The sequence below is a fragment of the Paenibacillus cellulositrophicus genome, assembly GCF_009363095.1.
Classification (GTDB): domain Bacteria; phylum Bacillota; class Bacilli; order Paenibacillales; family Paenibacillaceae; genus Paenibacillus_AQ; species Paenibacillus_AQ favisporus.
In genome coordinates this window covers 148,061-162,507 of the sequence record NZ_CP045295.1, presented here as the reverse complement: position 1 = coordinate 162,507, position 14,447 = coordinate 148,061, and the positions used below count along the sequence as shown (strand labels likewise).

14 protein-coding genes and 1 pseudogene are annotated in these 14,447 nt (G+C 42.9%); all 15 read left to right on the top strand.

Annotation, left to right across the window (positions count from 1 at the left end):
• Positions 1–96 precede the first annotated feature (96 nt).
• Positions 97–234: pseudogene (locus GCU45_RS34095) on the top strand (IS110 family transposase); the annotation flags it as partial.
• Positions 235–320: 86 nt separating this feature from the next.
• The gene (locus tag GCU45_RS00535; protein WP_152397637.1) at positions 321–1,469 is read left to right on the top strand and encodes a copper amine oxidase N-terminal domain-containing protein; all 1,149 of its coding nucleotides are present in this window, start codon (positions 321–323) and stop codon (positions 1,467–1,469) included.
• 271 nt (positions 1,470–1,740) lie between these two features.
• The gene (locus GCU45_RS00530) at positions 1,741–1,980 is read left to right on the top strand and encodes a cold shock domain-containing protein (RefSeq protein ID WP_152397636.1); all 240 of its coding nucleotides are present in this window, start codon (positions 1,741–1,743) and stop codon (positions 1,978–1,980) included.
• Positions 1,981–2,173: 193 nt separating this feature from the next.
• The gene (locus GCU45_RS34500; RefSeq protein ID WP_152397635.1) at positions 2,174–2,557 is read left to right on the top strand and encodes an IS3 family transposase; all 384 of its coding nucleotides are present in this window, start codon (positions 2,174–2,176) and stop codon (positions 2,555–2,557) included.
• A gap of 351 nt (positions 2,558–2,908) precedes the next feature.
• The gene (locus GCU45_RS00520; protein ID WP_152397634.1) at positions 2,909–5,092 is read left to right on the top strand and encodes an MMPL family transporter; all 2,184 of its coding nucleotides are present in this window, start codon (positions 2,909–2,911) and stop codon (positions 5,090–5,092) included.
• 162 nt (positions 5,093–5,254) lie between these two features.
• Positions 5,255–6,484, top strand: coding sequence for a sensor histidine kinase (locus tag GCU45_RS00515; RefSeq protein WP_152397633.1), 1,230 nt, complete (start codon positions 5,255–5,257; stop codon positions 6,482–6,484).
• The gene (locus GCU45_RS00510; protein WP_152397632.1) at positions 6,481–7,131 is read left to right on the top strand and encodes a response regulator; all 651 of its coding nucleotides are present in this window, start codon (positions 6,481–6,483) and stop codon (positions 7,129–7,131) included. The genes GCU45_RS00515 and GCU45_RS00510 overlap by 4 nt, the downstream gene beginning before the upstream one ends.
• A gap of 430 nt (positions 7,132–7,561) precedes the next feature.
• The gene (locus GCU45_RS00505; RefSeq protein WP_152397631.1) at positions 7,562–8,431 is read left to right on the top strand and encodes a phosphotransferase; all 870 of its coding nucleotides are present in this window, start codon (positions 7,562–7,564) and stop codon (positions 8,429–8,431) included.
• 128 nt (positions 8,432–8,559) lie between these two features.
• Positions 8,560–9,072, top strand: coding sequence for an AAA family ATPase (locus GCU45_RS00500; RefSeq protein ID WP_152397630.1), 513 nt, complete (start codon positions 8,560–8,562; stop codon positions 9,070–9,072).
• A gap of 170 nt (positions 9,073–9,242) precedes the next feature.
• A complete protein-coding gene (locus tag GCU45_RS00490; RefSeq protein WP_152397629.1) occupies positions 9,243–9,710 on the top strand; it encodes an ABC transporter permease in 468 nt (155 codons plus the stop codon).
• Between the two features lie 24 nt (positions 9,711–9,734).
• Positions 9,735–9,941, top strand: a complete 207-nt coding sequence (locus GCU45_RS00485; RefSeq protein ID WP_152397628.1) for a hypothetical protein — start codon at positions 9,735–9,737, stop codon at positions 9,939–9,941.
• Positions 9,942–10,153: 212 nt separating this feature from the next.
• Complete coding sequence (locus GCU45_RS00480; protein WP_244364361.1) at positions 10,154–10,774, top strand: TetR family transcriptional regulator; 621 nt, start codon at positions 10,154–10,156, stop codon at positions 10,772–10,774.
• A gap of 263 nt (positions 10,775–11,037) precedes the next feature.
• Positions 11,038–12,219: an MFS transporter gene (locus GCU45_RS00475; RefSeq protein ID WP_167527039.1), complete on the top strand. Its 1,182-nt coding sequence runs from the start codon at positions 11,038–11,040 to the stop codon at positions 12,217–12,219.
• 60 nt (positions 12,220–12,279) lie between these two features.
• Positions 12,280–13,233, top strand: coding sequence for an aldo/keto reductase (locus tag GCU45_RS00470; protein ID WP_152397626.1), 954 nt, complete (start codon positions 12,280–12,282; stop codon positions 13,231–13,233).
• A gap of 93 nt (positions 13,234–13,326) precedes the next feature.
• A complete protein-coding gene (locus GCU45_RS00465; RefSeq protein WP_152397625.1) occupies positions 13,327–14,403 on the top strand; it encodes an LLM class flavin-dependent oxidoreductase in 1,077 nt (358 codons plus the stop codon).
• Positions 14,404–14,447 lie beyond the last annotated feature (44 nt).

Genomic DNA, 14,447 nt, shown 5'->3' with positions numbered 1-14,447 from the left:
GGTATGAGAAAGAAAAAGACTCCCTGGTAAAATTGTTTTGGGATCCCGGTAGCAGCCAGCGAACGGATTCCAAAACAAAACCAAGGAGAATACAACATGAATTCTACTCAAAACGAGCGAATAACTCAAGTCACATCAACGACTCTCATAGTCGGGGGGGATATCGCTAAGTCTAAGCACGTGGCTCGGACCCAGGACTTCCGGGGAGTCGAAGTTGGAAAGCCGGTAACTTTCGGGTAATTCAGTAAATTTACGTGTATAATACAGCTTATACATATATTGTTAACTTAAAGCTAATATACAAAAAGAGAGGTGTATTTATGAAGTCAAAGCTTTTTCTTTTATTAACTATCATTTCTTCCACATTATTTTTTTCCTTAATGGGTACGATTGAAGCAGAGAGTATTCAAACTAAAAATGATACGAGTACTGATTTTAAAAACACGATGGTTCTTTCCCTGGACAGTTCCGTGGCATTAATCAATGGTCAAAAGGAATCGGCTGTAAAACCGATTGTTAAAGATGGCAGAACATTAGTGCCACTTCGTTTGATATCTGAAGGATTTGGTGCAGTAGTAGATTTCAATACAAAAAGTCAGTCCATTCGCATTCAGTATTCAAATAAAACAATTTTAATGAAAATAAAAAATAAAAACATCACTATAGACGGTAAAACCGTTGTTATGGATGTACCTGCAAACATCTACAATGGCTCAACCTATATTCCTCTAAGATACATTGGGGAGGCTCTGAACAAAAAAGTAGTATATCAAAAAAGCACTGAAACTCAGCCATATAGATTTATTATTATAAGGGATGTCAATACTTCACCGATTGAAGAGTCCAAACTAATTCGCGTCTATGGGCTGACCTACGAAGGTAAGAATGTTATTTATAGTGATAAATATTTGGTTATAACAAAAGAGAACAATAAATTACGGGTAAGCCAAGATTTCTATACGTTCAACGACTTTAGTTATCATGTAACAAATGACGACAAGAACACAGTTCATCTTGGAGATATTTGGTTCAAAACTGAGAAGAGTGACTTCTATCTGATTTATGACTACAATACAACGCAAAAATTTATTTTATATCAGGTAAATGGAGAATCGATTTCAAGAGTAGCTGCTGAAAATGTGCCTATAAAGTCGGTAAAAACATATTTAGGCAATGTCTATTATCTAACTCAGTATCAACGTGGCTTGCTAGATGCCGATCAAACAACCAATTTGAAATATGCAACACACAATAATGGACAATGGTCTTCAGATTATTTAGGTAAGCCAGGATTTTATTATGGGTTTGATACCTTAGGTAAGGTTTATGATTGGCCCATTGATAAAGATGGGATCTCTACATTCGGTTATCAACGCGCTGGAAATCTAAGTTCAGATGAAAGGAAAAAAACATTTGGACAGTACAAAATCAAGCTGAGTGGGCACCAACACGAGCTTTTGAAGCCATAATGAATTACCATCTTGAGAAGAAGAGGGTGTCCCAAAAGTAAACCTTGGAACACCCTCAGCAACAAAATAGGATGTTAGGAGCTGTCGAGGGACAAGAACATAGTCCCATTGAGAGTCGCTATTATAGCGGCTTTTTTGTTTTATCGGAACAAGTTCTTGTACTGAGTCGAGGACAGGAGCTTGTACCTATTACCGTAATGGACGAGAACATAGTCCGATTACCGAGCCGAATCCCAGTGATAATTAATAAAGCGATAGAGGAGGTGCTGATATGGGGGAAATACGATGGGGTATTGTAAAATGGTTCAAAAAAGATAAAGGTTATGGGCGGATAATGTTAGGCGGTCAGGACGGCAACCATGTATTTGTTCACTTTAGCGAAATACTACTAGACCCAATTAGGTTACCAAACGGTTTTCGGTTTCTTAAAGAGGGTCAAAAAGTTACATTCGACCTATTCGAATTTCCGAGCATAGCGGATTCCCAGCGAAGGACAGCTAAGAATGTGTAAATATTAGAGGATTGAAGGCATCGTGAAGTACTTCATGAAGGTATGGACTCTCGGTATTCATCGTTAAGATAACAGGGAACGTAAGTTTGCTCAGCTGCGATTTACGAAAGGCGAGCCCCTTGTAGGGAAAGTGAGAGCTCGTTTTTTTATACAACGAATTGCAACTGGTGGTCATAAATGGAATCGCCGATTGATGAAGCTGATTACTGATTCGAATGGAACAGTATATCTGTCTAATGACACAAATGTGACCCCATTACAAGAAGTACTAAAGCCTGATTCTTGGTATTATCCTATCAAAGTAGACACTCGAAAAAAGCCTCATACATGCATCGATTCCTTTTTTTCGCATTTCAAAACGGAGAAGTTGTACCTCCTTCAGTGTAAATCAGAAGAAGAGTTACATCAAGCCGTTGAAGATTACATCTACTTTTACAACTACCAGCGGTTTCAGGCAAAACTCAAACAGCGCGCGCCGATTGGGTTCAGGCACGTGCTGGACTGCTTAGTCTTTTTCATCTGTCTACTTGACAGGGGTATGATCATTCTCTGGGCTTTTTTTATTTTATGTGGCTAGATTTGTGTCATTAAAAAATGCACAAATGTGACCCCATTGTAGGATTTTGACACAAATGTGGCTACATTCTGGGAGAATCATATTATTCGAATGAATTAAGCAAACGGGCAGTTTGAATAACAGACTGAAACCGCAATGGCAGTCTAACTTCAAGGGACAATAGTGAAGATACCATGTCTAATAACATAAAAGTGGCTACATTGGGGTGAAGTAAGTTCCAGCCAATTTCAACCTCTTCCCTTATGGGAATGCCCAAAAGTACTTACTATGAATGCCCACATGTACGATATCATAACGCTGCCAAAACGCTATAATGACAAATATTCATCCAAGTAGAGGAAGGTGATTAGAATGGCAGCGTTTTTATATAGGCTTGGAATGTCGGCTGCTAGAAACAAAAAGAAAGTCTTGTTTGGAAGTTTGATGGTACTCTTCATCACCGTTTCCCTTGGGCTGGGAATGGGTATTCATTTAAACGGTGAAATAACCATTCCTGGCACCAAATCCGAGGAAGCGATGAATGTATTGAAAGAAGAGTTCTCGCAAGGTACAGAGCCTGAAGGCGGTACGATTCAGGTAATATTCAAAGCTCCTGAAGGTCAAACGTTGGAATCAGAAGAAACGGAAAACATTATCGCTAAGACGCTAGAGTCCATATCTAAGGACACTGAGATCGCATCGATCGTCAGCCCATACGAGGGAGGTACAATCAGTTATAACAGAGAGATTGGATACGCGCTAATCACATTCAAAGCAGAGGCTTTACAAGTCACGGATGCATCTAAAAAGCTCGTATTGGAAAGTGTGGAGCAAGCGCGCAGCGAGGGTATACAGGCTGAACTCGGCGGAACCGTCGAATTCTCTGAACTTGAAATTGGCGGTATATCAGAGGTCATTGGCATCATTGCCGCATTTATGATCCTGGCAATTACGTTTACATCCTTGCTCGCTGCCGGATTACCTATACTAACAGCCATAATCGGGCTCGGGATAGGCGTCATGTCCGTCATTATTGCTTCTAATTTTATCGAAATGGCATCATTTTCTTTAATTCTAGCAATCATGCTCGGATTAGCAGTCGGAATTGACTATGGCCTATTCATTATTTCGAGATACAGACAGAATCTCATGGAAGGCAAAGGTGTAGAAGAGTCCATTGGGCATGCAAATGCTACCGCCGGTAGCGCTGTTATATTCGCTGGATTGACAGTTATTATAGCACTCGCCGGGTTATCTGTAACAGGAATTCCATTCATTACAGTAATGGGCGTAGCGGGAGCATTCACGGTACTTGTTGCCGTAATGATTTCCGTCGTGTTCATTCCCGCGCTTCTTGGATTTGCAGGCGAACGGATTCGTCCGAAGGCAAAGGCTGCTTCCACTCAGGTTCCCCCTAAAGTCAGCGAACAGTCGAGTCGTTGGGGACGAATAATTACGAAGTATCCATTACCGATCGCTCTTGCAGGCATTTTACTGTTAGGAGCAATAAGCCTGCCTGCACTGCACTTACAAACGGGTCTTCCGGATAAAGGCTCTAAATCGGTCGAAACAACGGAACGCCGTGGATATGATTTGATAGCGGAAGGGTTTGGTCCCGGCATGAATGGACCGCTCGCCGTGATTCTTAAAGCGGAGTCAGCAGACGATGCGCAAGCGACATTCGCGAAGGTAGGGAAGGAACTAAGCGAGCTGACGAATGTGGCAATGGCAATTCCGCCTGTCACGAACGCAACCGGCAAAATAGCCATGGTAACAATCATCCCTGGAACCGATCCAAAAAGTGAGAAAACTAGCGATCTGGTTCATTTGATCCGCGATAAGGCAGCTGAAATTAAGCAACAGGATCAAGTTGAGGTGATGGTTACTGGTACAACGGCAGTGAATATCGATATTTCTGAGAAATTAAATGAGGCTTTGCCTAAATTTGCAGCTCTGATTGTGGGATTAGCTTTGATTCTTCTCATGATGGTATTTCGTTCCATCTTAGTTCCGATCAAAGCCGTGTTAGGTTATCTCCTTACGCTTACGGCAACACTTGGATTCGTCGTATTTGTCGTGCAGGATGGCTACCTGGCCAACCTTTTTAACATCCCTGTAGCTGGTCCAGTATTAAACTTCTTGCCTATATTGACTGCAGGCATTCTATTCGGATTAGCCATGGATTATGAGGTATTCCTGGTCAGTCGCATGCGCGAAGAATTCAATCATTCGGGAAATGCGAAAAATGCCGTATTGTCCGGTCTTAAGAATAGCGGCAGCGTCGTAACTGCAGCCGGACTTATCATGATTGCCGTGTTCGCAAGCTTCATCTTCGTCGAAGATGTCATGATTAAATCGATGGGTTTGGCATTAGCGTTCGGCATATTGTTTGATGCATTTATTGTACGGCTGACCCTCGTGCCTGCGGTCATGACCCTAATGGGCCGCTCGGCTTGGTATCTCCCGAAATGGCTAGGACGTATATTGCCGAATATCGATGTTGAAGGCGAATCCATTGAAAAAGCACAAGCAGCAAAGAAAGAAACTGTTTTATAAAATCGAATTGAAGTAATCTTTACTGCATGATCATTGCCCAATCGTACATGAGGAGAAATGCCCTTATGTACGATTTTTTGTGTCGAAAATAAGGGTATAATAGAAAATATAAATGGAAGAACTTGAATGTTGTTATCATAGATAGAACGATATGGAGGACACATGAAAACGGAAAACGGGTTAAAGCAACGAACGCAACAAAATCGATATAACGACAACTTACCCGACACCTTAGTTAATGCCAGAGTTCCGAGCATGACTTGGGTTCTTTTTATTTATTTTCTATCCATGTTTGTACAGCTTCTGCACGAGCCATCGTTGATTGCTTTATCTTTCTTTTCAGGATTGATGATTCTTCACGCCTCATTAATCTGGCACTTCTCATCCCTGACGGATAAATATCCTTGGGTTTATTTTCTGATTCAAGGCCTGATTATTATGGGATGTGCGCTTATTATGGATCAAGCTACTCCTCTATTAATACTTGGGTTGTATCCCGTATTGACATGTCAGAGTGTTGGAGTTTACTATCACAAAATTAAAATGGTCATGCTGTCCGTTTTTTACTATGTTTTACTCATATCAACTCTCTTCATTATGGGACAATTAGAAATGTTGATTTTATTATCGATCTTGTATGTAATGATAACTGTCATTCTCGTTTCTTTTGCCGATTTATTTCTAAAGCAGGTTCATGCTAGGATCCGTACCCAAGCCTTTCTTGAAGATCTGGGGCGAGCACATCGCAAAGTTGAGGAACTAACTCTTTCGAACGAACGTCAACGAATGGCTCGGGATCTGCATGATACGCTTGCCCAAGGTCTGGCGGGTATCATTATGCAATTGGATGCGGTCGACGCACATTTGACGAAAGGCAACAACCAAAGGGCTCAAGAAATCGTCCAGCATTCCATGATCCATGCCAAGAAAACACTATCCGAAGCCAGGTTGGCCATCGATAATCTTCGCTCAAAAACGTTTGTTACCGTCGACTTCTCGGATGCGGTTCACGAGGAAGTAGAACGGTTCAAGAATGCCACCGGCATTCAAGTATTTCTTGATATGAGCATGAAGGGGGGCGTATCCAAGTTGATGATGGAACATGGGCTTTATATAATAGGAGAATGTTTAACCAACGTGGCCCGGCATGCTAAAGCCAGTCATGTGTGGGTATGTATTCATATAGAAGACGAGAACATGAAGCTTGAAATCAAAGATGATGGAATAGGCATAGCTTCAAATCAAAAGAATTCCATGTCTGGACATTACGGACTAATTGGAATGAAAGAGCGAGTTCGGATTTTAGGGGGATCGCTTATAATCACCAATAACATACCTTGCGGAACTGTAATCAAGATAGATACAACAGATAAGAAGGGAGAGACCACATGACTTACAACATACTTATTGTTGATGATCATTTAGTAGTAAGAGAAGGGCTCAAGTTTATGATCGAGACGAATGAGAATTTTCAAGTCATAGGTGAAGCGGAGAATGGAGTAGAGACCTTGAAGTTATTGGAATCTCTTACACCTGATGTCATTCTGATGGACTTGAATATGCCTAAAATGAGTGGATTGGAGACCATGATGGAGCTAAAAGAAAGGAACATCGATATCCCCGTCGTTATATTAACGACTTATAATGAAGATGAACTGATGATAAGCGGGCTTGAACTGGGTGCCAAAGGATATCTCTTGAAGGATACGGGCAGAGATCATTTATTCCGCACGATTGAATCCGCAGTACGTGGAGAAACGCTGCTGCAGCCAGAAATTGTGGAAAGAGTATTTTCATCAAGGCGTAAACGCTATAGCGAGCAGGATACGTCCACAGAGAACACATTGCTCTCTGAGAAAGAACGGATTGTTCTTCAGGCTATTGCACGTGGTTATCGAAGCAAAGAAATAGCCGGCGATATGGGAATCTCCGAACGTACGGTAAAAGCACATCTAACGAACATCTACAATAAATTGGGGGTGAATTCAAGATCCCAAGCAGTCGCTATAGCGGTCGAACGGGGCATCGTCCAGCTGTAAGATAGGTGCCAATGTAAAATACATAGGCGGTGACTAACTATGAAATCCTGTATTGTTGTCGAAGGACAAGAACATAGTCCCATTGAAAGTGTCGAGGGACAAAAACATAGTCCCAATGAAAGCCGCTATTTTAGCGGTTTTTTTGTTTATCGGTACAAGTTCTTGTCCCGAAGAAAAGACAAGAACTTGTACCGATTGCCGTAAAGGACAAGAACATAATCCGATTACCGATTAGATAAGCATCAAACTACATTTCACTATACTAATTCATTAAGCTAACGGGCAGGATAGTTGATTTAAACAAAACTTTACCTTGAACTTCCTCCTGGTCAACTATACGATCTTTATAGATGAAGGTATAAAAAAAGGAATTTTATCAAGAGTTATATTAGTCACATATTCGCCTAATCGATAGTTAAGGGGAAATTGTATGTTTGAACAAGTAGATATAAACAGTATCCTCAAAGATCTTCATGAAAAAGGCTTAATTGATAACACTGTTATTGCAACCAAAAATAGGACTGGTTCTACAGATGGGCGGGTTTATATTCTTTCAGAGCACAGCGAATCGAAATACGTTTTAAAAATAGATCACTCGAACCAAATTATTTTGGCGGAACAATTTCTTAATACACATCGGCACATTAATCTTTTGCCTAAAATTCTCTATACTGATCCAGCAAAAGAGTATATCGTATATTCATACATTGCAGGTACAACTCATACTGCCAATGGTTTAAAAATCAATTGGTTGACAACATTGGTGAGAGAGCTCTTCAATCATTACGAAAAACATCTACATACAGACAAGTGGGGAAGACTAGGATCACCGGTTCAATCCTGGCGTGAATGGAACATTCGGAGTTTAGAAGATACGAGAAATAATTGGGGAAGCCTTTTACCAATTGAGGATTATTATAGATTGGAATCCATTGTTGAAAGAATATCCAAAAGTGCAGAGAATGAAGCAAGATTTTTGCTCCATGGAGATACTGGTGTCCATAATTTTGTATTTCTTGAACACTCATTAGTTGGTGTTATAGACCCTTCGCCAATGATTGGCCCTCTGTTATACGATTTTACGTATGCTTTTTGTTCCTCTCCAGAAGATTTAAACCTAGAAACCATATTGCCTGCATTCAATTTGCTGAATCATGAACCTTTGGAGAGATCAAGGTTTATTGAAGAAGTTATCTTTCAACTTTATTGCCGTATTGGTATCTGTATTCAATTCCATCCGCATGATTTAGAGAGCTATCTAAAAGCGTGGAAGTACTGGAAGGCCCTCCCCATCAATTAATCTTTGACCTCGCAATTTGTGCTTTATAGCGTTTTTTGGCATAAATCGTTTATTAAGCTAACGGGCAGTTTAGTGCAGATAGAAACATCTAATATATTGTGCTTATTCAGTTGAATGGAGGGTCTGCTATGGGCATTAGGAATTATCTGATTGGTGGCGTTTCCGGCGCTGGCAAAACTACGGTCTGCAACGAATTGCAGCAGCGCGGCTACCATGCTATTCATGGTGACCGTGAATTGGCTTATCAAGGCGATCCGGAAACGGGTACCCCGACGGATGGCTTTAAACCCGAACACCACATTTGGCATGTTGATAAAGTAAAAGCATTGGTGGACAATCAGGATGAGGCGGTAACATTTTTCTGCGGTGGTTCGCGGAATTACCCCAAATTCATCGACCTCTTCGACGGCGTGTTTGTCCTTGAAGTCGACCTGGAAACCTCTCTCCGGCGGATTGATGAGCGAGTGGCGCTGGACCCAACTGACTGGGGTGGCAGACCAGAGGAACGGGAAATTAGTGCGCGCTTGCATCAAACGAATGAAGGCGTTCCTAAAAACGGGATTATAATCGACGCCACCGCACCGATCGCGCACGTCGTTGACGAAATTCTCCGTCAAATCGAAGCACATGAACGCCAATGACAGTAACTTACGGGCGCTCAAGGACACAGCCCAATACATCAGTGCACCCGGATATGATTAGCACCTGAATGCGGGCCTCGTTCGCCACGACGTTGCTATCGAATCGATCTTCAAACGGGCGCACTCTCTGGAGGAATATTTCATGAACCTGATGAAGGGGGATCGTGACGATGCTTAAACTGATCTCGCTGGAATTCCGGAAGTACCGGCTCGCCCGTTATATCGGCTATGGCGCCTTGGCCGACCTAGCGATCCTTCTGTTTCTGACCCTGATAGGCATTACCGATTATGGAGCTGAGGATTATGCTTATTCCACGTACCCGGGGTCGTTTATGCTGATCGACACCTTCGTCAGGGCAACCTTCATGATATTCGCCGGGTCGCTGCTCTCATCCATGATTGTCTTGGAATACAGAAACAAAGCGTTGACTGTGCTCTTTACGTATCCAATCAAACGCCACAAGCTGATCGTTGCCAAATTGGTCATCATCTTCGTTTTTACATTCGGAATGATCCTGTTCACCGACGTGCTGATGGGTTCCATATTGGTCGCCGTGGATCGCTTCTATCCATTCATTGCGGATTCGCTGACGATGGAACAGATAAGAGTGCTGCTGATCGAGTACACCGTCAGTTAGCTGTCGACTGCCGCGATAGCGCTGATGCCTTTGTTATTCGGCATGCGCAAGCATTCGGTTGCGGCCACGATGGTCTCCTCCATCCTGCTGGTGCTCATCGTATGTTCCGGCTTTAACGGACCACTGGTATCCATTAACTCCAACTTGGAGATCCAACTGTTGCTTGGAGCCGCCGGCTTGTGGATTGCCTGGCTGTCGATGCTTCGCCTGGAGACGAAGGACGTGAACTAAGCGGCCCGGAGATTAAGGTCGATTTCAATCCGCGAAAATGAAGTTAGGATAATAGCGAATCACTTAAGAAATTTCGTAGAAGTCTGTGGACAGTGCAGAGTCCGTCCGAATGAAAAGTCGAGATACGAGCGTTCCATCCGACTGTACATGTGGGCATAATAGAGGCAGACCACTTTACATGGGGAGATATTGCAAGTCGTTGGGGTTAATCAGTGAAAATACAGTTTGATTTTGAACGAACGATCGATTATAATCAGTTCATGAAAAACAAATCTGAAAACAAAATGGAACTTATCTATCAGACAACAATTGCACTTCTCAATGAAATAGGACTATCCGATATATCCATGTCCAAAATTGCGAAGAGGGCAAGCATCTCTTCATCATCCATTTACTTTTATTTTGAAAGTAAAGAAGACTTGCTGATTAAACTATATTTTAACCTCAAGGATCAAATGCATCAGATGATGTTTAGAGGTGTAACAGCGGATATGTCAGTCAAGGATGGTTTTGAGAAGATCTTGCGTAATTATTCCAATTATATTGTGAATAATAAAGCTAACTTTCTGTTAATGGAACAGTTTCTTGACTCTCCGTTTATACGCAAAAGCTGTAAAGACCAAAACGGTGGTGTGTTCAAGCCGATGTATGCTCTATTCGAGAGGGGGATCAAAGAAGGACTATTCAAGGATTTGGAGACCAATCTTTTGGTTACCTACTCCTGTCTGCCATTTGTCCAAATGGGGAAAGAGTATATAAATGGTGAATATGAATTCAGTTCTGCTAATATCGATAAAATGATTCAAATGAGCTGGGATGCTATTAAAGCATGAGCAGCCCATTTTTTTGAAATAAATTGATCGAACGATCGATAATTTTTTTGCAGTAAGTTGATCGATCGTTCGATAATTTTTTTGAATAAAGTTGATCGATCGTTCGATTGAAAGGGGGTGGACGCCGTATGCTTTCAAACAAGGGACAATGGCATCCTAATGTGTAGAAAAGCTTCTTGATGAATTGTTTTATTCATTTAGATTCCATATCCATTTTATATTAGGAAAACGGGGGAAATGAAGCATTTATGAAGGACTACAACATGAAGAGCTACAAATTGATTATTTATTTTCTTGCATTAGGTGCGACCGTGGTCGGTACGGCCGAATCGATTATTACTGGAATTCTTGACATGCTTGCCTCAGATATAAACGTATCCATAGGTCTTGCCGGACAATTAGTTACTGTGTATTCCATTGCCTACGCAGTGGGTACGCCGATTCTGATCGCTATTACATCAAAAATAGATCGAAAAGTGCTATTACTGGCAGCACTATGTACTTTTGTTATTGGCAATATCATTGCTGTTCTAAGTCCTAATTATGCATTCCTTATGACTTCCCGGGCTGTCTTGGGAGTGAGCGCAGGTATTTTCGCCGTTGTTGCCTTGGGGGTAGCCGCACAAATAGCTCCGCCAGAGAGAAGAGGAAGTGCGATCGGTACTGTCTTAATGGGAACAAGTCTTTCACTTGTCATCGGTCTTCCTTTAGGCACTTTGATCGGGGAGTATATGGGATGGCGATGGATCTTCGCTATCCTTGGCGTAATTACCATAACAACGACTGTTCCCATCGCAAAAGCGGTTCCTAAGTTATCCGGTCAAGAAGCGATTTCGCTATCTAAACAACTGGCCGTACTTAAAGAATTCAAAGTAATAAGTGGCTTGTTAACCTCTTTATTCTTTATTACAGGTTATTCTGTTGTTTCTACGTATCTAGCGCCATTGCTGCGCGAAAACGCAGGTCTTAACTCCAATACAATCAGCCTAGTCTTGCTAGGTATGGGACTTATGGCTGTAGTAGGAGCACGTATAGGAGGATACGGAGCCGATAAATGGGGAATTGCTCGAACACTGATTGCAAGTCTGCTCCTTCATGTGATTGCCCTGTTCTTTCTCCCGGTTGCTGCCGTTACCTTTGCAGGCGCCTTGTTCATACTAGCTCTTTGGATGCTTGGAGCTTGGACAACGGCCCCAGCACAGCAGTTTAATCTGGTTACTATGGCACCTCAATCAACCGATATTATTTTGAGTTTGAATTCCTCTGCATTCCATCTTGGTGTCGCCTTGGGAGCAGTTCTAGGTGGTGTGATTGTCGAACAACTTTCTCTATCATCGGTTGGATGGGTCGGAGGACTAATCGTATTACTTGCAACCGTGTTTGCAGTAATTTCGATTGCTTTGAAAAATAAACAGAATGTAGCCGAACAACTAAAAAGCGTATGAGAAAATGGGCAGAACATACCATATTGTTATTTCAGCATTGAACATGAGGAGTGATTTTTTATGGAGAAAAGAGCGCTTGGATCAAGCGGGCTGGAAGTTTCTGCTCTGGGATTAGGCTGCATGACCATGTCCGATTTTTACGGCAGTGACCGGGATGAACAAGAATCCATACGGACGATTCATCGTTCTTTAGAACTTGGTGTAGGTTTCTTAGATACATCGGATATGTACGGTGTCGGCGAAAATGAAAAACTGGTGGGAAAAGCGATCAAAGATCGACGTCATGAGGTCACTTTGGCTACCAAGTTCGGTGTAGTACGTGACAAAGGGCCGATGTGGGAATATAACGGAAGAGCGGAATATGTTAAGGCTGCCGCCGAAGCAAGCTTGCGCAGATTAGGCGTTGACCACATCGACCTGTATTATCTGCATCGTATCGATCCATATACACCAATCGAGGAGACTGTGGGGGCGATGGCTGATCTGGTAAAGGAAGGGAAGGTTCGATATATCGGCCTTTCAGAAGCCTCGCCAGATATGATACGCAGAGCACATGCAGTACACCCATTATCGGCAGTGCAAACGGAATATTCCTTATGGTCCCGAGACATTGAAGACGAAGTTCTTCCTACCCTCAGAGAGCTAGGCATCGGTTTTGTAGCCTACAGCCCGCTTGGACGTGGGTTCCTAACCGGTACGATTCAACGATACGAGGATTTGGGGTACGACGATATTAGACGTAATTTTCCCAGATTTCAAGGACAAAACTTACAGAAAAACCTCCAATTCGTCGCCCGTATTCAAGAAATGGCTGCTGAAAAGGAATGCACTGCCCCTCAACTGGCGTTGAAATGGATATTGATGCAAGGCAGCGATATCGTGCCTATTCCGGGAACGAAAAGAAGAAAATATTTAGAAGAGAATATAGGCGCCTTGCAGGTTGAGCTTACGGAATCGGATCTTAAACGTATCCATGAAGTAGCGCCAAAAAACGTTGCTGCGGGTCATCGATAATATATTTTTGCCTGCAATCAACAGCAGTTTTACTATCAAGTAGAAATTAATCCATTTAAGGTATTTACAGCAGGAAATGAAGGAGGATCAACGATGGCTGAATTCACAGACAACTTTGAAATAGGCATCAATACTTTTCTAGAGAACTCACCGGATCCCATAACGGGCAAGAGGATGAGCCACCCCGAGCGGATTCGGAACGGGATCGAAGAGATCGTTATTGCCGATCAAGTCGGCCTTGATGTGTTTGGAATCGGAGAGCATCAACGATTTGATTATGCCTCTGAATCGCCAGCCGTGGTGCTTGCAGCGGCTGCAGCTTTAACCAAGCGAATTCGGCTCACGAGTGCCGTTACCGTTCTTTCCTCGGATGATCCGGTTCGCGTATACCAGTCTTTTTCCACGTTGGATAGCATCAGTAACGGCAGGGCAGAAATTATGGTAGGCCGGGGATCCTTTATTGATTCGTTCCCATTGTTTGGCTACAGCTTGAATGACTACAGCGAATTGTTTGAAGAACACCTTGAGTTGCTTCTAAAGATTAGAGCTTCGGAAAAAGTCACATGGCGAGGTGGTCATCGCCCCGCGATCCAAAATCTTGGCGTCTATCCGCGATCCGTCCAAGACCCGCTTCCGGTGTGGGTCGGAACCGGGGGGCGCCCTGAATCGGCCATTCGAGCAGGAGCCCTGGGGCTGCCCATCGTCTTTGCCATTATTGGCGGAATGCCGGAAAGATTTGCTCCGTTAGTCGAATTGTATAAACAAGCTGCCGCCGAGGCCGGTCACGATGTGAGTAAACTTAGAATTGCGACACACTCACACGGCTTCGTTGGAGAAACAACGAATCAGGCTGCCGAGTTACACTTTCCTTACACGTCGGTTCAAATGAATGAACTCGGCAAAGTGTTAGGATGGCCGCCATACAGCCGTACATCTTACGATGCTGCGCGTGGTATTAATGGAGCCCTTTATGTTGGCGATCCTGAATATGTCGCGGAGAAGATTCTTCTCGTTCGAAAGAATCTAGGTACGAACCGTTTCTTCTTACATCTCAATATCGGCACATTGCCGCATCGCGAAGTCTTGCGCGCCATCGAGTTGTTTGGCACCCGCGTCGCACCGATCGTTCGAAAAGAGATTGCTCGAGAGAGCAAGCAAACAATCATTTGAAATAGCCTTCCCTACAGAGGAGTCATGTATAAAGGAGTTTAGAT

Coding starts and splice junctions, on each gene's coding strand:
- GCU45_RS00535 (WP_152397637.1), top strand. CDS start 321: ATGAAGTCAAAGCTTTTTCTTTTATTAACTATCATTTCTTCCACATTA.
- GCU45_RS00530 (WP_152397636.1), top strand. CDS start 1,741: ATGGGGGAAATACGATGGGGTATTGTAAAATGGTTCAAAAAAGATAAA.
- GCU45_RS34500 (WP_152397635.1), top strand. CDS start 2,174: ATGAAGCTGATTACTGATTCGAATGGAACAGTATATCTGTCTAATGAC.
- GCU45_RS00520 (WP_152397634.1), top strand. CDS start 2,909: ATGGCAGCGTTTTTATATAGGCTTGGAATGTCGGCTGCTAGAAACAAA.
- GCU45_RS00515 (WP_152397633.1), top strand. CDS start 5,255: ATGAAAACGGAAAACGGGTTAAAGCAACGAACGCAACAAAATCGATAT.
- GCU45_RS00510 (WP_152397632.1), top strand. CDS start 6,481: ATGACTTACAACATACTTATTGTTGATGATCATTTAGTAGTAAGAGAA.
- GCU45_RS00505 (WP_152397631.1), top strand. CDS start 7,562: ATGTTTGAACAAGTAGATATAAACAGTATCCTCAAAGATCTTCATGAA.
- GCU45_RS00500 (WP_152397630.1), top strand. CDS start 8,560: ATGGGCATTAGGAATTATCTGATTGGTGGCGTTTCCGGCGCTGGCAAA.
- GCU45_RS00490 (WP_152397629.1), top strand. CDS start 9,243: ATGCTTAAACTGATCTCGCTGGAATTCCGGAAGTACCGGCTCGCCCGT.
- GCU45_RS00485 (WP_152397628.1), top strand. CDS start 9,735: ATGCCTTTGTTATTCGGCATGCGCAAGCATTCGGTTGCGGCCACGATG.
- GCU45_RS00475 (WP_167527039.1), top strand. CDS start 11,038: ATGAAGAGCTACAAATTGATTATTTATTTTCTTGCATTAGGTGCGACC.
- GCU45_RS00470 (WP_152397626.1), top strand. CDS start 12,280: ATGGAGAAAAGAGCGCTTGGATCAAGCGGGCTGGAAGTTTCTGCTCTG.
- GCU45_RS00465 (WP_152397625.1), top strand. CDS start 13,327: ATGGCTGAATTCACAGACAACTTTGAAATAGGCATCAATACTTTTCTA.